Here is a 19,599-nt window from a genome sequence, read left to right on the forward strand (position 1 = left end):
CGCACGACGGAGACGACCATCGAGAGGTTGCGGCGGAGGCCGTTGCCGACCTCCGACCAGATGAGCCCGAATCTCATTTCGTGGGTCCCACATTCTGTTCGCCGTCACGGTCGGACGCGTCGCGCAGTCCGCTCAGGTCGAGGTTGGCGGTGAAGTTCAGGTGGTCAGGGAGGTTCTCCTCCCCGCCGCTCGCCGGCACGGTTGCCGGAACCGGGGCGGGCACCGCCTGTACCGGAGCCGATACCGGCTGGACCGGCCCGGTCGCACCGCCCACGGTGACCGGCCCCGTGGGGTTCGAAACCGGCGTGTGCGGTCGCGTCATCGGCTCCGCGGCCGACGGTGCGGCCGCGGCGGCCGCGACGGGGACCGCAGGCGCAACCGGCGCCGAAACGACGCCGGTCGACGTCTCCACGGGGATGGCGAGTCCCTCCGCCGTCGGTCGCGGCAGCGGGATCGACGTGGTGACGCCGTAACCGCCGTGACGCTCGTCGCGCACGATCTGGCCGCCGACAAGCTCGATCACACGCTGTTTCATCTGGTCGACGATCGCCGCTTCGTGCGTGGCCATCAGCACCGTGGTGCCTCCGGCGTTGATCTGCGCCAGCACCGACATGATCCCGGCACTGGTGGCCGGGTCCAGGTTTCCGGTGGGCTCGTCGGCGAGGAGGATCTGCGGCTTGTTGACCACGGCGCGCGCGATCGCGACGCGCTGCTGCTCACCGCCGGAGAGCTCGTGCGGGAGGCGCTGGGCCTTTCCATCGAGTCCGACCATCTTCAGCACGTCAGGCACGGCCTCCTGGATGAAGCCGCGGGATTTGCCGATCACCTGCAGCGTGAACGCCACGTTCTGGAAGACGGTCTTGTTCGGCAGCAGCCGGAAGTCCTGGAAGACGACGCCGATGTTACGGCGGAAGTACGGCACCTTGCGGGAGGAGATCGACCCCAGATCCTGCCCGAGGACGTGGATCGCGCCCTTCGTCGGCCGCTCCTCCTTGAGGATCAGCCGGAGGCAGCTCGACTTGCCCGAGCCGGACGCGCCGACGAGGAAGACGAACTCGCCGCGGAGCACTTCCAGGTTGATGCCGTTGAGCGCCGGGCGCGAGGTGCCCGAGTACTGCTTGGATACGTGTTCGAACCGGATCATGACTGTTAGAGACTAAGCAACACTTACACGATCCACAGTAGCGACATGCCCACGCGCCGCAAGCCTGACAGTCGCCGCAACGCGGGCTATGAGCGGGTGACGCCGGGTCGTCGGTGCGCAGCCGTCACTCGTCGTCCTTGGAGCCCGCCCGCCACCGGATGCCCGCGGCGATGAACCCGTCGAGGTCGCCGTCGAACACCGACGCCGGGTTTCCCGACTCGTAGCCGGTGCGCAGGTCTTTGACCAGTTGCTGGCCGTAGAGGAAGTACGAGCGCATCTGGTCGCCCCAGCTCGCCGTGATGGTGCCGGCGAGTTCCTTCTTCTTGGCGGCCTCCTCCTCTTTCTGGAGCAGGAGCAGTCGCGTCTGCAGCACGCGCATCGCAGCCGCTCGGTTCTGGATCTGCGACTTCTCGTTCTGCATGGAGACGACGATGCCCGTGGGAAGGTGGGTGATGCGCACGGCGGAGTCGGTCGTGTTGACCGACTGGCCACCGGGGCCGGAGGAGCGGAACACGTCGACGCGGATGTCGCCTTCGGGCACCTCGACCGCCGTCGCCTCCTCCATCAGCGGGATGACCTCGACCGCGGCGAACGACGTCTGGCGCTTGTCGGCGGAACCGAACGGGCTGATGCGGGCGAGCCGGTGCGTGCCGGCCTCCACCGAGAGCGTGCCGAACGCGTAGGGGGCGTCGACCTCGAAGGTCGCGGACTTGATGCCCGCACCCTCCGCGTAGGAGGTGTCCATGACCTTGACCGGGTACTTGTGCTGCTCCGCCCAGCGCAGGTACATGCGCATCAGCATCTCGGCGAAGTCGGTGGCGTCGTCGCCGCCCGCGCCGGAGCGGATGGTGACGATCGCGGCGCGCTCGTCGTACTCGCCACTCAGCAGGGTCTGCACCTCTAGGTCGCCCAGCGTCTTCTGCAGTGCCTCCAGCTCGGTGCGCGCCTCGGCGGCGGACTCCTCGTCGTCGCCCTCGTTGGCGAGCTCGACGAGCACCTCGAGGTCGTCGAGACGACGCTCGACCGAGGTGATGCGGCCGAGCTCCGCCTGCCGGTGGCTCAGAGCGCTGGTCACCTTCTGCGCGTTCGCCGTGTCGTCCCAGAGGTCGGGCGCTCCGGCCCGCTCGCTGAGGTCGGCGATGTCGGCGCGGAGCTTCTCCACGTTCACGACGGCGACGATGTCGGCGAGAGTCGAGCGGAGGTCCGCGATCTGCGGGGAGAGGTCAAGTTCGATCATGGCGTCCTCCAGCCTACCGGCCGGGGCGCACCGGCCCGACAGTTGTACTGTGTTAAGCAAATGACTTCCGACGAGCGCCCGTTCTCCTTCCGCTCCGTCGCACTCGCGGCTTTCCTCCCCACCCTGCTGTTCTCGATCGGCGAGGGCGCGATCATTCCGATCATTCCTATCGCCGCGGGCAATCTCGGAGCCTCCCTGGCGATGGCCGGCTTCATCGCTTCGATGCTGATGCTGGGCGAGGTCGCCGGCGACATCCCGAGCGGCTGGGTGGTCTCGCGCGTCGGCGAGCGCGCCGCGATGATCGGCGCCGCGGCGGTCGCGGTCGCCGGCGTCGTCGTCTGCCTGCTCGCGCCGAACTACTGGGTGCTCATGGTCGGCATCTTCGTGGTCGGCCTCGCCACGGCCGTGTTCGCCCTCGCCCGGCACGCGTTCATGACCACCTACGTCCCTGCCCGGTACCGGGCGCGGGCGCTGTCGACGCTCGGCGGTATCTTCCGCGCCGGCTGGTTCGTCGGCCCGCTCGTCGCGTCCGGCGTGATCGCGCTGACCGGATCGACCCAGTCGGTCTTCTGGATCTTCATCATCAGCTGCCTCGGGTCGGTCGTGGTTCTGCTGGTGCTTCCCGATCCCGAACGCATGTTCGGCCCGGCGCCGACCTCCCCCGGCCACGACGGCGAACCGCTGACGGCTGGCGAGGAGGACGCGGACGAGCGGACCCGCGGACTGTTCTCGACGATCTGGGCGTTCCGCGGCGTACTGGCCCGGATGGGCTCCGGCATCTCCCTCGTGGCGGCCGTCCGTTCCGCGCGGACCGTCCTGCTTCCGCTGTGGGCGGTCTCGATCGGGCTCAGCGAGTCGAACACCGCCCTGATCATCGGCATCGCCGGCGCCGTCGATTTCGCGCTGTTCTACGCGAGCGGTCAGCTCATGGACCGGTTCGGCCGGATGTGGAGCGTCGTGCCGTCCATGATCGGACTGGGCATCGGCTTCCTCGTCCTGTCGTTCAGCCACGACCTCCCCGCCAACGTGGCCTGGTACATCGGTGTCTCGCTGTTCCTGGCGTTCGCGAACGGCATCGGGTCGGGCATCATCATGACGCTCGGCGCGGATCTCGCGCCGAAGGAGAACCCGGCCGCCTTCCTCGGCGCGTGGCGGTTCACGGGCGACGCAGGCCAGGCCGTCGCGCCGCTCGTCGTCTCGCTGCTGACCGCACTGGTGTCGATCGCCTTCGCGAGCGGGGTCATGGGCCTGCTCGGACTCGTGGGTGCAGGCCTGCTCGCACGCTTCATCCCGCGCTACATCCCACGGCGGCCTCGGGCCGTCGACGGCCTGCCGGAATAGCAGCGCCTGCGGTACCGTTCGGTTCGTATGCAAACGCATCGAGCAGGAGGACGGGCATGGCCGCACGGCTGGAGATCGGGATCGACACGTTCGGCGACGTGACGCCGGGCGACGACGGCGCCCCGCTGTCGCACGCACAGGTGCTGCGCAACGTGGTGGCGGAGGGCGTGGCGGCCGACCAGGCCGGCCTCGACTTCATCGGGGTCGGCGAGCACCACCGGCGCGACTTCTCGGTGTCGGCTCCGGAGGTCGTGCTCGCGGCGATCGCCGGGCAGACCGAGCGCATCCACCTCGGCTCGGCGGTGACGGTGCTGAGCTCGGACGACCCCGTGCGCGTCTTCGAGCGGTTCGCCACCCTCGACGGCGTCTCGAACGGCCGCGCGGAGGTCATCCTCGGCCGTGGCTCGTTCATCGAGTCGTTCCCGCTGTTCGGCTTCGATCTCGCGCAGTACGAGGAGCTCTTCGACGAGAAGCTCGACCTCTTCGCCGCCCTGCGCGAGCAGGAGCCCGTCACCTGGAGCGGCACCCTGCGTCCGCCGCTGACCGACCAGTCCGTCTTCCCTCCCGTCGAGCACGGGCTGCTCAAGACATGGATCGGCGTCGGCGGCAGCCCCGAGTCGGTCGTGCGCGCCGCCCGTTACGGGCTCCCGCTGATGGTCGCCATCATCGGCGGCGGACCGATGCGGTTCCAGCCGCTCACCGAGCTGTACCGGAAGGCCCTGGAGCAGTTCGGCAACGACACCGCCCTCCCGATCGGCGTGCACTCCCCCGGCTTCGTCGCCGAGACCGACCAGGAGGCCAAGGACGTGCTCTGGCCGCACTGGGAGGCCATGACGAACCGGATCGGCCGCGAGCGCGGCTGGCCGCCCGCCACCCGCGCTCGCTTCGAGCACGAGGCGGCGGAGGACGGCGCACTCGTCGTCGGCTCGCCCGAGACCGTCGCGCAGAAGATCGCCTACGCAGCGCGCGGCCTGGGCCTGACGCGCTTCGACGTGAAGCTGAGCAACGGGACGCTCGGGCACGATCACATCCTGCGGGCGATCGACCTCCTCGGCCGCGAGGTGGCCCCGCGCGTGGATGAGCTATTGTCGTAGCCGCGCGGCGGTTCGCCACTGCGCGACGCGGGAGTGGTGAAACTGGCAGACACGCAGGATTTAGGTTCCTGTGCTTCACGGCGTGAGGGTTCGAGTCCCTTCTCCCGCACCGCACCGTCCATCCCTGGGATGAGCACGGCCGCCGTCCAGTGGAACCACAGGGTGATCTTCGGCCGCGCAGCCGGGATTCGCACTCTTTGTGCAGGTTCCGCCCACTAAACTCGGCGTGAATCCGTCACCGAAAACCCTGGAGACACGTGATCCACCACGCCGGCCTCATCCCCTGGCTCGACCCGCACACGATCATCTCGGCAGCGGGCCCCTGGGCACTCCTCGTCGTCTGCGGCATCGTCTTCGCCGAGACGGGTCTGCTGGTCGGCTTCCTTCTCCCGGGCGACACCCTGCTGGTCATCTCCGGCCTCCTCACCCACACCTCCCTCGTCTTCGGGGTCGACGTCTGGTGGGTGTGCCTCGCGATCGCCTTCGCGGCGTTCCTCGGCGGGGAGGTCGGGTACCTGATCGGGCACAAGGCCGGACCAACCGTGTTCGAACGCAAAGAGACCGGTCTGTTCAGCATGGAGAACGTGCGGCGCACCAACGCGTTCTTCGACCGGTTCGGCGCGCTCGCGGTCATCCTCGCCCGCTTCGTGCCGATCGTGCGCACCTTCGCCCCCGTCGCGGCCGGCGTCGGCCACATGAACTACAAGAAGTACTCTCTCTACAACGCCATCGGCGCCCTGATCTGGGGCGCGGGCCTCACGCTCTTCGGCTACGTGATCGGCTACATCCCACCGGTCGCGAACTTCGTCTCGAACTACATCGACGTCATCCTCATCGGCGCGGTCGTCCTCACGCTCATCCCGACGCTCTTCCACTACTTCCAGTCGCTGCGCAAGGCGAAGAAGAAGCGCCTCGAATCAGCGGGCGCCGAGGCTGCCGAGCCTCGTCCGACGCCCGACATCTAGGGTCGCCGCGTCAGCGGTGCAACTCGTCCTCGTGGTCGGCGTGCTCTGCCGGCTCGAGCTGGAACGTGGAGTGCTCCACGTCGAAGTGCTTCGACAGGCAGCCCGACAGTTCGTCCAACAGCGTCCCCGTGGCGCCTGAGCGGAACACCCCCGGCTCCACCACCACGTGCGCCGTGAACACCGGCGCTCCGGAGGTGATCGCCCAGACGTGCACATCGTGCACGGCGACGACGCCCTTGGTCGCCAGGATGTGATCACGGATCTCCGCGACGTCCGTGTCGGCCGGCGCCGCCTCGCTGAGCACGCGCACCACGTCGCGCAGCAGCAGAACGGCGCGCGGCACGATGAATGCGGCGATCAGAAGGGACGCGATCGCGTCCGCGGCCTGGAATCCGGTCACCATGATCACCACTGCGGCCACGATGACGGTCGCCGACCCGATCAGGTCGCCGAACACCTCCAAGTACGCGCCGCGCATGTTGATGGAGTGACCGGCGGACGGCCGGAGCAGCAGCAGCGCGCCGAGGTTGGCGACGAGGCCGATGGCGGCGACGATCAACATCGTCCCCGACTGCACCTCCGCCTCGCCCGACACGAGCCGCCCGATGGCGCCGATCGTGACGAAGACCGCCACCACCACGAGAATGAGCCCGTTGATCAGCGCCCCGAACACTTCGGCGCGCCGGAACCCGAACGTCTGCCGGTCGGTCGCGGGACGTGCGGCCACGATCGTGGCCATCAACGCCACCACCAGCCCGGTCAGGTCGCTGAGCATGTGGCCGGCGTCGGCCAGCAGTGACAGCGATCCGCTCAGCCAGGCGCCGACGGCCTCCACGACGAGCACCGCGGCGACGATCCCGATGGCGATCAGGAGTCGGTTGCGGTTGGCGGAGTGCCCGTGGTCATGACTCATGGTTCTTCTACGGTATGTCGAAGTCGCGCGCGGCCGCCAGCGATCCGGCTAGATGGGAATGAGTGCCGTTCTCATGCTCACCGGCCGCCTCGATCACGCCGGTTCAGCCGGCCGCGACCAGCTTCTTCAGCGCCGGCACGATCGCGGTGAATGCGCGCGAACGATGGCTCTCGGCGTTCTTCACGTCGGGTCCCAGCTCGGCCGTGGTGGCGTCGTATCCCTCCGGCACGAAGATCGGGTCGTACCCGTGACCGTGCGAGCCCCGGGCCTCCCGTGCGATGTGTCCCGGCCAGCGCCCCTCGACCACGGTCGTGGCGCCCTCCGGCGTCACGAGCGCCAGCGTCGCCGTGAAGTGTGCACCTCGGGTGCCGTCAGGGAGGTCGGCGAGCTGGTCCAGCAGGAGGCCCAGGTTGGCCTGCGCGTCGCCGTGACGGCCCGCCCAGCGTGCCGAGAAGATGCCCGGGGCTCCGCCCATGGCGTCCACACAGATGCCGGAGTCGTCCGCGAGCGCCGGGAGGCCGGTGTGCGAAGCGGCGGCGCGCGCCTTGATCAGCGCGTTCTCGGCGAAGGTCACGCCGTCCTCCACCGGCTCGGGGCCGTCGTAGCCGACGATCTCGAGGCCGGGTACGGCGTCACCGAGAATCTGCTGGAACTCCAGCGCCTTGTGCCGGTTGTGCGTGGCGAGGACGACGCGGACCATTATCCCTCGATGCCGAGCGCGTCGGAGGCGAGAGCTGCGCGCTGGATCTCGGCCAGCTGCGACGTGCCACCGACAGCGAGATCGAGCAGCGAGTCGAGCTCCCGGCGGTCGAACGGCGCGCCTTCGGCCGTGCCCTGCACCTCGACGAAGAGGCCGCGGCCGGTCACGACGACGTTCATGTCGGTCTCGGCCCGCACGTCCTCCACATACGCCAGATCGAGCATCGGCTCACCGTCGATGATGCCGACGGAGACCGCGGAGACCGAGTCGATGAGCGGCGTGGCCTTCTGGCCGATGAACCGGTGCTCACGGCCCCACTCGAGCGCGTCGGCGAGCGCGACGTAGGCGCCGGTGATGGCCGCGGTGCGGGTGCCGCCGTCGGCCTGGAGCACGTCGCAGTCGATCACGATGGTGTTCTCGCCGAGGGCCTTCATGTCGACGACTGCGCGGAGGCTTCGGCCGATCAGGCGGCTGATCTCGTGCGTCCGGCCGCCGATCCTGCCCTTGACCGACTCGCGGTCCATGCGCTCGTTCGTGGAGCGCGGCAGCATCGCGTACTCGGCGGTCACCCAGCCGCGGCCCTTGCCGGCCATCCAGCGCGGCACGCCGTTGGTGAACGACGCCGTGCACAGCACGCGCGTGTTGCCGAACGAGATCAGCGCGGAGCCTTCGGCCTGACGGCTCCAGCCGCGCTCGATCGTCACGGGGCGCAGGCCGTCGGGTGTGCGGCCGTCGGCACGGGTGGTCTCGGTCACGGTTGTCTCCTCGAGGGTCGGTGATGGTCGTGGTCGGGCCGGCTGGCCGCGATCACTGCGGGAGTTCGATCACGCCGGTCTGCACCAGGTCGACCCGGTAGATCTCCGGGCCGATGAAGCGGTGCGCGAGGCGCAAGAAGTGGTCGGCGTCGAGGCCGGTCGCCTCGTAGCGGATGGTCGGCGGAGTGGACTCGCGTCGTTCGAGGCCGCCGCTCACCAGCGTGCGGTAGACGTCCTTCGCGGTCTCGGTGTCGCTCGATACGAGCGAGACGCCCTCGCCCATGACGTAGGAGATCGCGCCCTTCAGGAACGGGTAGTGGGTGCAGCCCAGCACGAGGGTGTCGACATCCGCGTCGCGAAGGGGCTGAAGGTAGTCGGCGGTGACCCGCAGCACCTCGTCGCCGCTGGTGATGCCGGCCTCCACGAACTCGACGAAGCGCGGGCACGCCTGCGTGAACAACCGGAGCGACGGTGCTGCGGCGAAGGCGTCCTCGTACGCGCGCGACGAGATCGTTCCCGCGGTGCCGATCACACCGACCCGGCCCGTGCGGGTGGCGGACACCGCACGGCGGACCGCGGGCTGGATGACCTCGATCACCGGCACCGAATACCGCTCCCTGGCATCGCGCAGCATGGCCGAGGAGGCCGTGTTGCAGGCGATGACCAGCAGTTTCACGCCCTGGTCGACCAGGAAGTCGAGGACCTCCAGCGAGTAGCGGCGCACGTCCGCGATGGACTTCGGGCCGTATGGCGAGTGCGCGGTGTCTCCGACGTAGAGCAGCGACTCGTTCGGGAGCTGATCGCGGATCGCACGGGCGACGGTGAGCCCGCCGACCCCGGAGTCGAAGATCCCAATCGGCGCATCCGTCACAGCATCCAAGCCTACCCGCCCACGCGCGAAGCTAAGGTGGAGCCGTGACCGAGTCCTCCGCGCTCCTGACCGACCGTTACGAGCTCACGATGCTCGACGCCGCCCTCCTGAAGGGCACGCACGACCGCGAGTGCGTCTTCGAGGCGTTCACCCGGCACCTCCCCACGGGGCGGAGGTACGGGATCCTGGCCGGAACGGGCCGGCTGCTCGAGCTCATCGACCGGTTCCGCTTCGGCGACGCGGAACTGGAGTACCTGCGCGACAACCGGGTCGTGCGCCAGGAGACGCTGGACTGGCTGGCCGACTACCGGTTCTCCGGCACGATCCGCGGCTACCGCGAGGGCGAGGTGTTCTTCCCCGGCTCCCCGTTCCTGATCGTCGACGCGCCGTTCGCCGAGGGTGTGATCCTGGAGACGCTCATCCTCAGCGTGTTCAACTACGACTCGGCCGTCGCCTCTGCCGCGGCACGGATGGTCACCGCCGCCGCGGGTCGGCCGCTCGCCGAGATGGGCTCACGCCGCGCGAATGAGCGCAGCGCCGTGGCGGCCGCCCGAGCGGCCTACGTCGCCGGCTTCGGGGCGACGTCGAATCTCGAGGCCGGCCGCACCTGGGGCGTACCAACGATGGGGACGGCCGCTCACGCCTTCACGCTGCTCCACGATGACGAGGAGGACGCCTTCCGCGCGCAGGTCGCCGCGATGGGACCGGGGACGACGCTGCTCGTCGACACCTTCGACGTCGAGCGCGCCATCGAGACCGCGGTGCGGGTCGCCGGCCCCGAGCTCGGGGCGATCCGGCTCGACTCGGGCGACCTCCCGAAGCTCGTGCGCCAGGTGCGCGAACAGCTCGACCGACTCGGTGCGACGAATACGCGCATCACTGTGACGAACGACCTGGACGAATTCACGATCGCCGCGCTCTCCTCCTCCCCCGTCGACAGCTACGGTGTCGGCACCTCCGTCGTGACCGGCTCGGGCTCACCGGCCTCCGGGATGGTCTACAAGCTGGTCGCGCACCGCGACGACGCCGGCGAGTGGGTGGCGGTGGCCAAGAAGTCCGACGGCAAGCCGAGCATCGGGGGGCGCAAGCACCCGATTCGTCGTCTGGACGCCTCCGGACGCGCCGTCGCCGAAGTGGTGCACATCGTGGAGGCCGGCGACACGCCCGACGACACCGGGCGCGACCTGCTCGTGCCGCTGATCACCGACGGTGAGATCCACCGCGAGCACCTCGGACCCGAGGGGACGAAGCGGGCACGCGAGCACCGCGAGACCGCGATGCGGGAGCTGCCCGATCAGGCATTCCGGCTCGGTCGCGGCGACCCGGTGCTGCCGACGGTCTTCGCCTGAGGCCGTTGCGGCCTCGCGCGATCACTCGTCGCGCAGCTTCTCGTAGATCTCTTTGCAGGTCGGGCAGACCGGGAACTTCTCCGGGTCGCGACCGGGAGTCCACATCTTGCCGCACAGTGCCTTGACCGGCTTGCCGGTCATCGCCGACTCGAGGATCTGTTCCTTCTTGACGTAGTGCGAGAAGCGCTCGTGATCGCCCGGCTCGGAGATCTGCGGGGTCTCCTGGAGCTCGCGTTCCAGCGTGCTGAGGCCGCCGCCTCCCGGCTCACCGCCCGGTTCGAGGATGCTCGCGTCGTTCATCGTCCCAGTCTAAACGCGTGCGGGCGGCGAGGAGCCGGCGGGCGGACCTCAGTCGTTGCGGTTGGCGAACGCCATCAGCTCCGGGCCGCGCCTGTCGAACAGGCGCGAGCCGGCCCAGACGCCGCCTCCGAACGCGGCGAAGCCGACCAGCACCGACACCACGGGCGAGACACCCAGCCAGAACGGGTTCACCGTCAGGCCGAGCGCCAGGAACACGATGGCCGGCGAAGCGAGGATCACGATGGCGAAGAAGCTCAGCGCCTGTGCGAGCGCCGACGACGCTCCGGAGGTCTGCGGCTGCGTGAACGCGCTGTCCCCCGGCTTTGTCGCCGGGTAGGGGAAGAGCACCGAGAACATGCTCGACAGACCCAGGCCGATGACCAGGATGGAGCCGCACAGCGCCGCGATCGCGGGCAGCACGGCCCAGTCGCCGAAGACCGCTGCGGTGACCACCGACCCGACGGCGATCACCGGGATGCCGACGAGGACCGGCGGAAACATCCTCCCGAGGCGGTCCGCGAACCCTCGCGTGCCGGAAACCAGGTGCAGCCAGATCGCCGTGCTGTCGAACGCGACGTCGTTGTGGATCGTCCAGCCGAGGAACAGGCACACCAGCGGCAATGGCACGAGTGCGGCGAGGTGCAGGGGGTTCCCGCCCAGCGTGAGCGCCACGATGACGCAGACCGGGATCACCGGGATCGTGACGAGGGCCACCCAGTAGCGCGCGTCACGCCCCCAGTAGGTCATCGACCGCGCCGCGATCGCCGCCGTCGGGCCTCCAGGCAGCCGTCCGAACCAGCCGAGGCCGTGGTGCTCGCGCGTATGGGTCTCCCGCTCGGGCGCGACCACGACGAGCGTGACCAGGGCACGCCAGACGAGCCAGAGCACGCCGACGGTCGCGACGGCGATGAGGAACTGCACGAAGGCCACTCCCCCGGCGCCGTCCGCTGCGGCACCCGGCATGCTCCAGACAGCGCCCAGCGGCGTCCACTGCAGCCAGCCGGCGAAGGAGCTCAGGGCACCGAGCCCGTCGCGGCCCCAGTCGACGGTCAGCAGCAGGGCCAGCACCGGAGCGATCAGCACCAGCACGAGGATCGCCACGACTCCACCCGCCTCCTTGGACCTCCGTGGCGAGACGAACAACGACGCGATCGCCGTGGAGATCCGCGAGGCGAGTACGCACGTCGGCACGACGATAATTGCCGACAGCACCGCCAGGAGTGCGGCCCCGGGGTCGCGCGACCAGGTGATCACCGTCGCGAGCGCGCAGACGAACAGCACGATGGCCGGGATGCCGATCAGGCCGGACAGTCCGAGGGCAAGGGCGAGCCGGCGGTCGGGGATGCCGAACAGAGCGAACTTCCGCGGGTCGAGCGTGTCGTCGATCCCGAAAACCAGCGGCAGCAGCAGGAACCCGGCTACGACGATCGAGCCGATCACTACCAGCACGCTGTGCACGTCGGCGACGATCGGTGCGACGCGGGCCGCCACCAGAGCGCCGATGACCAGCACGACCGTCACGACGCCATACGCGACTCCCAGCGCCAGGCCGAAGACCTGCCAGGGGCTGCGCCGGAAGGCGTTGCCCATCAGGCGGAGTTTCAGTCCGAGAAGCTGTGCAACCACTCCATGCCTTCCGCTGCCTTGCGCCCGCCCGCGAGCTCCACGAACCGCTCCTCGAGCGTCTGCTCGCCGCGGACCTCGTCGATGGTGCCGGCGGCGAGGACCTTGCCGCGCACGATGATGGCGACGCTGTCGCAGACGCGCTGGATCATGTCCATGCCATGACTGGACAGCACGACGGTGCCGCCGGCGGCCGTGTAGCGCTGCAGGATGTCGATGACGTTGGCGGCGGAGACCGGGTCGACGGATTCGAAAGGCTCGTCGAGCACGAGCAGCCGGGGCGAGTGGATCATGGCAGCGGCCAGGGCGATCTTCTTCGTCATGCCCGCCGAGTAGTCGGCCACCAGCCGGTCGAGGGCGTCCTCGATGCCGAAGGCGACGGCGAGGTCGGCCGTGCGCGTGCGCACCGTCTTCGCCGACAGTCCGCGCAGCGTTCCGGCGTAGTGGAGGAACTGGGCGCCGGTGAGCCGGTCGAAGAGGCGCAGCTTGTCGGGGAGCACACCGATCACGTGCTTCGCGCGGACCGGCTCGGTCCACACGTCGACGCCGTGCACCACGATGCGGCCCTCGTCGGGGCGCAGGAGGCCGGTGATCATCGACAGAGTGGTAGTCTTGCCGGCGCCGTTCGGGCCGACGATGCCGTAGAACGACCCCTCGCGCACATCGAGCGAGATGTCGTCGACGGCGACGGTCGCGCCGTAATGCTTGCTGAGCCCATGGACGGTGAGCACGCTCGGGCGCGCATCGACGACAGGCACAGGGGCCACAGGAGGCTGGACGGCGGGCGGCCGCTCCGTGCCGGATGCGCCGCCTCCTGCGGGGGTCGTCTTGGGGGTCCGGGGCTTGGCCGGCGTGGCTCGCTTGCGCGGTGTCGGGGTCCGCGTGCTCGACGCCGCCGCGGCGGCGGCCGTCTTCGGCTGCGTCCGCTTTCGCGCGGGTCGCGCAGCAGGCGGCGCCTGCTCGATCCCGCTCTCCGTGGCCTCCGCCATCGACTCCCCCTCGTCATCCCCCCGCGGTTCGGGCACGTCGCTCTGCGGCTCGACAGGGCCGGGTTCTACGCGCTCGGAACTCACCACGCCACCGTACCAAGACAGTCGAGGTTGCGTACCCCCCGCCCGGTCTTCGGGGGACATCCGGACGCCTAGGAATCACCTGTGAGGAACATAACGACCCCACAACAACAACCGTCAACCCCTGCCCCCGGACGAGGGCCGCCGGTATTCTGGCGGAGGCATGAAGGCGTGTCGATTCACGTAACGCGCGAATGAACTCCCGGAGAACGATCCCGGGAGGAGCGGTCCCGGCGCCGGATGCCACCGCTCGCTGCAAACACACCGAAGTTTTCGCGCAGACTCAAGGAGAAGATTGTGACGACCCAGGTAGTGATCCTCGCAGCAGGCATGGGCAGCCGACTCGGGCGGAGCCTTCCGAAGCCGCTGACCGAGCTGAGCGACGGCCGCACCATCATGCAGCAGCAGTTCGACAACATCCACGCGGCCTTCGGCAAAGACGTCACGGTCACGATCGTCGTCGGCTACAAGCTCGAGCACATCATCGAAGCGTTCCCGGACGCCGAGTTCGTCTACAACGAGCAGTACGACCAGACCAACACCTCCAAGAGCCTCATGCGCGCCCTGCAGGCTTCGGGCCCCGGCGGCGTGCTCTGGATGAACGGCGACGTCGTCTTCGACCCGGCCGTGCTCGTCCGCGCCGCGGCCACGGTCGCCCGCGACCAGACCTTCGTGACCGTCAACACCTCGTCGGTCGCCGACGAGGAGGTCAAGTACACGACCGGCCCCGAGGGCTACATCCACGAGCTGTCCAAGACCGTCAAGGGCGGCCTCGGCGAAGCGGTCGGCATCAACTACGTCTCGAGCGCCGACAAGCCGGCCCTGCTGCGTCAGTTGCAGCGCGTCGCCGACCAGGACTACTTCGAGCGCGGCATCGAGCTGGCCATCGGCCAGGACCGCATGCTCGTCGAGCCGGTCGACATCTCCGACCTGTACGCCGTCGAGGTGGACTTCCAGGAGGACCTGGAGCGCGCGAACCTGTTCGTCTAGTCGACAGGTCGTAGAGTCGCCTGGGCGGCGTGATGCGAACACGCAGCCTGCGATCAATACGATGGGTTCCCGTGACCAGTACCTCAGTCGACGTGCGCCCCGCGCAGCGGACGCGCTTCGCGCGCTACCGCCACTCCCTGTGGCTGCTGACGCGCCGCGATCTCCGCGTCCGCTACTCGACCAGCGCGCTCGGCTACCTGTGGTCGATCCTCGACCCGCTCGTGATGAGCGCGATCTACTGGTTCGTCTTCACGGTCATCTTCCATCGCAGCGTCGGTGAGAACCCCTACATCGTCTTCCTGCTCGCGGCCCTGCTGCCGTGGATGTGGTTCAACGGTGCCGTTTCCGACAGCACCAGGGCGTTCATCCGCGAGGCGAAACTCATCCGCTCGACGATGATCCCCCGAACGATCTGGGTGAACCGCATCGTGGCCTCCAAGGGCATCGAGTTCCTCCTGTCGCTGCCGGTGCTGGCGATCTTCGCCATCGCGACCGGGGCGAAGGTCGACGTGTACATCCTGCTGTTCCCGCTCGCGATCCTCATCCAGATCGTGTTGACGGTCGGCGTGGGGCTGATCGTCGCTCCCCTGGTGGTCTTCTTCCGCGACCTCGAACGGGCGGTCAAGCTCGCGCTCCGGTTCCTCTTCTACGCGTCGCCCATCATCTACAGCGCACGCGACCTGCCCGGCGGCTGCGGCGCCGGCGTCGCGGCCAAGCACTGCGCCGCGTACGTCGCCGCGCACCCCGGCGCGCAGACGGAGACGCTGTTCTCCCTCCACTTCTGGTCGGCGTTCAACCCGCTCACCGGCATCTTCAGCCTGTACCGCTCCGCGTTCTTCCCGGAGGAGCTGGACTGGTATCTGGTGATCGTGGCGGCACTGATGTCCGTGATCCTGCTCGGCGTCGGCTGGCTGGTGTTCAAGCGCTTCGAGCGCGACATCCTGAAGGAGATCTAGGTGGCGCCCGTCATCGATGTCACCGGCCTCGGCGTGCGGTTCAAGCGCAACCGCGGAGCCCGACGGTCGTTCAAGGATCTGTTCGGCTCCCGCCAGCGCCGCTCGCGGCCGGACGACTTCTGGCCGCTCCGGAACGTCACGTTCCGCGTCGAGCGCGGCGAGGCGATCGGGGTGGTCGGGCGCAACGGCCAGGGCAAATCGACGCTTCTGAAACTCGTCGCCGGCGTGCTGCTCCCCGACGAGGGCACGGTGCGGGTCACGGAGGGCGTCGCCCCGCTGATCGAGATCACCGGCGGGTTCGTCGACGACCTCACCGTCCGCGACAACGTGTTCCTGACCGCCGGTTTGCATGGAATGACCAAGGCGCAGATCGACTCCCGTTTCGACGAGATCATCGAGTTCGCTGAGATCGGCGACTTCGTGGACACCCCGTACAAGCACCTCTCCAGCGGCATGAAAGTGCGCATCGCCTTCTCGGTGATCGCGCAGTTGGAAGAGCCGGTGCTGCTCGTCGATGAGGTCCTGGCAGTCGGTGACCGGTCGTTCCGGGAGAAGTGCTACGCGAAGATCGAAGAGCTGCTGGCCGGCGGGCGCACGATGTTCTTCGTCTCGCACAACGAGAAGGACCTGCGCCGGTTCTGCGCGAGGGGCCTCTATCTCGACAAGGGTGCCCTGGTCCTGGACGGGCCGATCGAGGAGGTCCTCGATCTTTACAACAAGGATTACGGCAGCTAGCGAATACCAGGTCAGAGCCTCTTTTCTGCATCGAGGAAAGTCCTCCACAGAAAGAATCTCGGCGAGTTGTCCCCGGAAAGGGTCTCTAGGCCCGATTTCGTGGTTCGAGCGTCGGAGGGGGTGGCTAACTTTGCCGCATGAAACACCTTCGGAACCTTCGCAGCCCCCTCCCCCCGCTCCGTCCCCGTCGCTTCGCCTACCGGGTGCCCTGGGCCGTCGACCGCAGCGGCGCGCCACACTTCCGGCTCGTCAACACCAGCTCCGACGAACTGCGCGGCGTCACAGTGAGCATCGCAGGCAGCGCCTCGTTACGAGTGAGCTCCCCCTCGTCGGTGCGGCCGGGCGAAGCGGTGCGCGCGAGTCTGCACGGCGGCGACCCTGCGCGCGACACGCTCCTCGTCGTGCGCTGGTTCCCGCCTGACGGCCGGGAGTACCTCTGGCAGGTGAGCTTCTGACGTGCCGGCCGCCGGCCGCGCGGGAGCGGCCGGCGTCGGCGGTGCCAGTATTTTCCGACGTCTCGGCCTCAGGCACTCGCACCGACGTGTCGACTGCTCTGGCTCTGGAATGCACAACCGGATAGTCATGATTCATGAAACACTCGACGTCTCCTGCAGCGACGCGCTTCGGCGAAAGGGTACGGAGGGCGCGGATCGCGCTGGGCCTCAGCCAGGAGAACGTCGCCGAGCTCGCCCAGATGCACGTGACCAACTACGGCAAGATCGAGCGCGGCATCGCCAATCCCAATCTGGTGACCATCCTCCGGATCGCCAGTGTCCTCGGCGTGGACGTGGCGACCCTCACGGCGGGTCTCGGCCGCGACGACCTCCCCGCCGGGCTGGAGATACTCCCGGCAGAGGATTTCCTGCGGGAACGCAACCGGAGGCGATGACCACCTGTGAAGCAGCCCCGGCGACCTGGAGCCGCTCGCCGAGAGGCCTACACTCGGTAAAGATGGCCAAGCGACCCCAGCCCCTCGTGTCCCCGACCGGCGGACCGCCCCGCGGCGGTGACACGCCTCGCGCCGTCGACACGACCCTCGACCGCTTCCTCGGGATCCAGCGGCCCGTCGTGCTCGCGCATCTGCGCAGCCTGCGCCGGCGGCACCCGTACGCCTCCGCCGCCGAACTGGCCACGATCCTCGAGCGACGGTACCTCGCCGCAGTGACCACGGGAGGCGCGGCGGTCGGAGCGACCGCGGTCATCCCCGCCATCGGCACCGGGATCACGCTGGCGCTGTCCGGGCTCGAGACCGCCGGTTTCCTCGAGGCGACGGCCCTCTATGCGCAGTCGCTCAGCGAGCTTCACGGAATCGCCGTCGACGACCCCGCGCGCGCCCGCGCGTTGGTGCTCACCATGATGCTCGGTCGAGAGGGCTCCGACCTGGTGCGTCAGCTGGCGGGTCAGGTCACGGGCGCAGGGGTGACGCGCACAGCCTATTGGGGCGAGCTGGTCACGACCACCCTCCCGTCGATGGTCGTCGGCCCTCTCGTCGACCGCCTCCGCGGCGTCTTCATCCGGCAGTTCGCGGTGCGTGGCGGCGCCTCCATCGTGGCCCGCGCGATCCCGTTCGGGATCGGCGCGGTCATCGGCGGCACCGGCAACAACATCCTGGGTCGACGGGTCGTCGCGAACTCGCGGCTGGCGTTCGGCCCGGCGCCGTTCGTGATCCCGGAGGCGCTCACGCCAACCGAGGGACCGGGCGCCCTCCACCGGCTCGGCAGCAGCACCGGCCGCCGCGTGGTCCGAGCCGGGACGGCCCTGGGCGCTCTGCCGGGGAGGATCGTCCGGCGTGACCGGTCCGGGCGGCCGGAAGGCGGTCCGGCCGCGATCGAAGGCCCCGCGGCCCCCGCAGCGCCAGAGAGCTAGACGATGGGCGGCCGTCCGGCGATGGCCATCCGCCCCACCGTGCGCCAGCGGATGGGCCTGCGCTCCCCGGGGTCGCTGGCCCAGCCCTCACGCCAGCCCCCGAACCAGGCGCTCAGCACCGCCGGCTTGCGGAACCACCGCAGCAGCTGAATGCCTGTCCACGAGGCGACGTACACGGGCACGAGCACCGCGGGGAGGTTGCGGCGGGCCAGCCACACCCGGTTGCGGGCGTTCAGACGGTAGTAATACGAGTGCCGCGTCGGCGAGACGGCTGGATGCTCCGCGACGAGATCTCCCGCGTACCAGACCCGCTTCCCCTGGTCCCAGACCCGCCACGCGAGTTCGATGCCCTCGTGCGCGTAGAAGAACGGGTCCGCCCAGCCCCCAGCCTGCTCGAACACGTGGCGCGGCAGGACGATCACGGCCTCCAGAACCGAGAAGACCGCCGACGAGCGTTCGGGCTCGCCCTTGCGGATCCGCGGGATCCAGCGTCGCGGAGAGGGCTTGCCGTCGCGGGCGCGGAGCCGCGGCTGGATCATGCCGATGGACGGGTCGTCGCGCAACAGGGTGATCGCATCGCGGAGGAAGCTCGGCGACGGGATGTCCGCGTCGTCGTCGAGGAACAGCAGGTACTCCCCCGCTACCAGCGGGACGCCTCGATTGCGCCCGGCCGGGATGCCGAGGTTCTCGGGCAGCGCGAGCGTGCGCACGCCGGCCGGAAGCGCAGGCTCGGCGGTGGCCGGGTCCCAGCCGTTGCCGACGACGACCACGTCGGTGGCCACCCCCTGCTGGCGGACGACCGACTCCACACCGCGCACGAGATCGTCCGGCCGGGTGCCCTGCGTGAGCACCACGACGCCGACCGTCGGGTCAGCCACGGACCCGCTTGGAGGTCATGATCGCGACGAAGTGGCCGATGGCCGCCAGAATCGCCAGCGGCACCAGCACCGAGAGCAGGATGCGGTCGGCGAGCGTCGCCCCGATGAAGAGACCGACGATCGAGAACAGGAAGATCAGGATCGTCAGTTCTACCGAGTGGTAGAGGCGGTGGAACGGTACGAACCGGGCGGCCTTGCGCAGCCGGGCGACCACGCCGTGCGTGGGCGCGTACGCGGCCTGGGTGTCGGCCAGCTTGGGCAGGCCCGCATTGGCGCGCGCCACGCGCACCATGTCGTTGAGCGCCTTGTTGAGCACGATGACCAGGGCGAGCAGCGTGCCGAGGTTGGTCCACAGGAAGTCCTGCGGCGCCTCGAACGGATACCCTGCCGCGCGCACGCCCAGCGCGATCGCGATGAGCGTCTCGGTCGTGTAGTGGCCGACGTTGTCGAGGAAGATGCCGGCAGGAGACGACGTCTTGCGCCAGCGCGCGACCTCGCCGTCGCAGCAGTCGACGAGCATCTGGAGCTGGCCGAGCACCAGGGCGAGGGCCGCGCCACCGATGCCGGGGATCAGCAGGCTGGCCGCCGTCGCCCAGCCGGTCAGGATCATCAGGCCGGTGACGCCGTTGGCCGAGATGGAAGTCTTCAGCAGGAACCAGGTGAGGTACGGCGACAGGTTGCGCAGGTACAGCGACGCCGTCCAGTGCTCCGCGTTGCGGCGCCCGCGCACCTCTGGCGGCTGCGCGACCGCCTTGAGCTCTGCGATCGACGTCGGCCGCGCTCCGTGCGCTGCGGGTCCGGCTGCTGACATG

At 69.2% G+C, this 19,599-nt stretch carries 21 protein-coding genes and 1 tRNA gene; 11 read left to right on the forward strand and 11 right to left on the reverse strand.

Translation table 11 applies throughout. The features are described from left to right. Positions 1-73 precede the first annotated feature (73 nt). Positions 74-1,144 (reverse strand): cell division ATP-binding protein FtsE, encoded by a 1,071-nt coding sequence (gene ftsE / locus AC0HS0_RS14455; protein ID WP_472964741.1) that lies wholly within the window; start codon positions 1,142-1,144, stop codon positions 74-76. Positions 1,145-1,268: 124 nt separating this feature from the next. Beyond that, positions 1,269-2,381, reverse strand: a complete 1,113-nt coding sequence (gene prfB, locus AC0HS0_RS14460; protein WP_472964742.1) for a peptide chain release factor 2 — start codon at positions 2,379-2,381, stop codon at positions 1,269-1,271. Positions 2,382-2,441: 60 nt separating this feature from the next. Here prfB and AC0HS0_RS14465 point away from each other — a divergent pair, with 60 nt between their 5' ends. The 4 genes from AC0HS0_RS14465 (at position 2,442) to AC0HS0_RS14480 (ending at position 5,781) form a co-directional block, all read left to right on the forward strand. Beyond that, complete coding sequence (locus tag AC0HS0_RS14465; RefSeq protein WP_472964743.1) at positions 2,442-3,722, forward strand: MFS transporter; 1,281 nt, start codon at positions 2,442-2,444, stop codon at positions 3,720-3,722. Positions 3,723-3,778: 56 nt separating this feature from the next. After that, positions 3,779-4,816 carry an LLM class flavin-dependent oxidoreductase gene (locus AC0HS0_RS14470; protein ID WP_472964744.1) on the forward strand — a complete coding sequence of 346 codons (1,038 nt, stop codon included), beginning with the start codon at positions 3,779-3,781 and terminating at the stop codon, positions 4,814-4,816. Positions 4,817-4,843: 27 nt separating this feature from the next. Then, positions 4,844-4,925, forward strand: a tRNA-Leu gene (locus tag AC0HS0_RS14475). Positions 4,926-5,073: 148 nt separating this feature from the next. Continuing rightward, positions 5,074-5,781: a DedA family protein gene (locus AC0HS0_RS14480; RefSeq protein ID WP_472964745.1), complete on the forward strand. Its 708-nt coding sequence runs from the start codon at positions 5,074-5,076 to the stop codon at positions 5,779-5,781. 10 nt (positions 5,782-5,791) lie between these two features. Here the strand turns inward: AC0HS0_RS14480 and AC0HS0_RS14485 are convergent, their stop codons facing one another. The 4 genes from AC0HS0_RS14485 to murI all read right to left on the reverse strand — a co-directional run bounded on the left by AC0HS0_RS14485 (position 5,792) and on the right by murI (position 9,020). After that, positions 5,792-6,694, reverse strand: a complete 903-nt coding sequence (locus AC0HS0_RS14485; RefSeq protein WP_472964746.1) for a cation diffusion facilitator family transporter — start codon at positions 6,692-6,694, stop codon at positions 5,792-5,794. 103 nt (positions 6,695-6,797) lie between these two features. Further along, positions 6,798-7,394, reverse strand: a complete 597-nt coding sequence (rdgB, locus tag AC0HS0_RS14490) for an RdgB/HAM1 family non-canonical purine NTP pyrophosphatase (protein WP_472964747.1) — start codon at positions 7,392-7,394, stop codon at positions 6,798-6,800. Next, entirely contained in the window at positions 7,394-8,149 is a 756-nt protein-coding gene (gene rph, locus AC0HS0_RS14495; RefSeq protein ID WP_472964748.1) for a ribonuclease PH, read from the reverse strand. Before rph ends, rdgB begins: the two co-directional genes overlap by 1 nt. A gap of 52 nt (positions 8,150-8,201) precedes the next feature. Further along, the gene (gene murI / locus AC0HS0_RS14500) at positions 8,202-9,020 is read right to left on the reverse strand and encodes a glutamate racemase (RefSeq protein WP_472964749.1); all 819 of its coding nucleotides are present in this window, start codon (positions 9,018-9,020) and stop codon (positions 8,202-8,204) included. Between the two features lie 44 nt (positions 9,021-9,064). Here murI and AC0HS0_RS14505 point away from each other — a divergent pair, with 44 nt between their 5' ends. Next, positions 9,065-10,369 carry a nicotinate phosphoribosyltransferase gene (locus AC0HS0_RS14505; RefSeq protein WP_472964750.1) on the forward strand — a complete coding sequence of 435 codons (1,305 nt, stop codon included), beginning with the start codon at positions 9,065-9,067 and terminating at the stop codon, positions 10,367-10,369. Positions 10,370-10,390: 21 nt separating this feature from the next. Here the strand turns inward: AC0HS0_RS14505 and AC0HS0_RS14510 are convergent, their stop codons facing one another. The 3 genes from AC0HS0_RS14510 to AC0HS0_RS14520 are packed head-to-tail and all read right to left on the reverse strand — an operon-like array spanning position 10,391 to position 13,281. Then, positions 10,391-10,669, reverse strand: a complete 279-nt coding sequence (locus tag AC0HS0_RS14510; protein WP_472964751.1) for a DUF3039 domain-containing protein — start codon at positions 10,667-10,669, stop codon at positions 10,391-10,393. 48 nt (positions 10,670-10,717) lie between these two features. Then, on the reverse strand, positions 10,718-12,259 hold the full coding sequence (locus AC0HS0_RS14515) for a hypothetical protein (protein ID WP_472964752.1): 1,542 nt from the start codon (positions 12,257-12,259) through the stop codon (positions 10,718-10,720). Positions 12,260-12,270: 11 nt separating this feature from the next. Beyond that, on the reverse strand, positions 12,271-13,281 hold the full coding sequence (locus AC0HS0_RS14520; protein ID WP_472965002.1) for an ABC transporter ATP-binding protein: 1,011 nt from the start codon (positions 13,279-13,281) through the stop codon (positions 12,271-12,273). Between the two features lie 378 nt (positions 13,282-13,659). Between AC0HS0_RS14520 and AC0HS0_RS14525 the strand changes: the two genes are divergently transcribed. From AC0HS0_RS14525 to AC0HS0_RS14550, 6 genes are all read left to right on the forward strand, one after another. Next, positions 13,660-14,352, forward strand: a complete 693-nt coding sequence (locus AC0HS0_RS14525; RefSeq protein WP_055919558.1) for a phosphocholine cytidylyltransferase family protein — start codon at positions 13,660-13,662, stop codon at positions 14,350-14,352. A 71-nt stretch (positions 14,353-14,423) separates the two neighbouring features. After that, positions 14,424-15,308 (forward strand): ABC transporter permease, encoded by an 885-nt coding sequence (locus AC0HS0_RS14530; RefSeq protein ID WP_472964753.1) that lies wholly within the window; start codon positions 14,424-14,426, stop codon positions 15,306-15,308. After that, positions 15,309-16,043, forward strand: a complete 735-nt coding sequence (locus AC0HS0_RS14535; protein WP_472964754.1) for an ABC transporter ATP-binding protein — start codon at positions 15,309-15,311, stop codon at positions 16,041-16,043. A gap of 137 nt (positions 16,044-16,180) precedes the next feature. Beyond that, complete coding sequence (locus tag AC0HS0_RS14540) at positions 16,181-16,498, forward strand: hypothetical protein (RefSeq protein WP_472964755.1); 318 nt, start codon at positions 16,181-16,183, stop codon at positions 16,496-16,498. Between the two features lie 134 nt (positions 16,499-16,632). Beyond that, positions 16,633-16,932 (forward strand): helix-turn-helix domain-containing protein, encoded by a 300-nt coding sequence (locus tag AC0HS0_RS14545; protein WP_472964756.1) that lies wholly within the window; start codon positions 16,633-16,635, stop codon positions 16,930-16,932. 62 nt (positions 16,933-16,994) lie between these two features. Further along, positions 16,995-17,909: a hypothetical protein gene (locus tag AC0HS0_RS14550; protein ID WP_472964757.1), complete on the forward strand. Its 915-nt coding sequence runs from the start codon at positions 16,995-16,997 to the stop codon at positions 17,907-17,909. Here the strand turns inward: AC0HS0_RS14550 and AC0HS0_RS14555 are convergent. Both AC0HS0_RS14555 and AC0HS0_RS14560 read right to left on the reverse strand, forming a co-directional pair. Next, positions 17,906-18,787: a glycosyltransferase family 2 protein gene (locus tag AC0HS0_RS14555; protein WP_472964758.1), complete on the reverse strand. Its 882-nt coding sequence runs from the start codon at positions 18,785-18,787 to the stop codon at positions 17,906-17,908. The two genes, AC0HS0_RS14550 and AC0HS0_RS14555, sit on opposite strands and share 4 nt — an antisense overlap. Next, a complete protein-coding gene (locus tag AC0HS0_RS14560; protein ID WP_472964759.1) occupies positions 18,780-19,598 on the reverse strand; it encodes a CDP-alcohol phosphatidyltransferase family protein in 819 nt (272 codons plus the stop codon). The genes AC0HS0_RS14555 and AC0HS0_RS14560 overlap by 8 nt, the downstream gene beginning before the upstream one ends. Position 19,599 lies beyond the last annotated feature (1 nt).

The sequence above is a fragment of the Leifsonia sp. PARNA 1/14 genome (genome assembly GCF_055720965.1).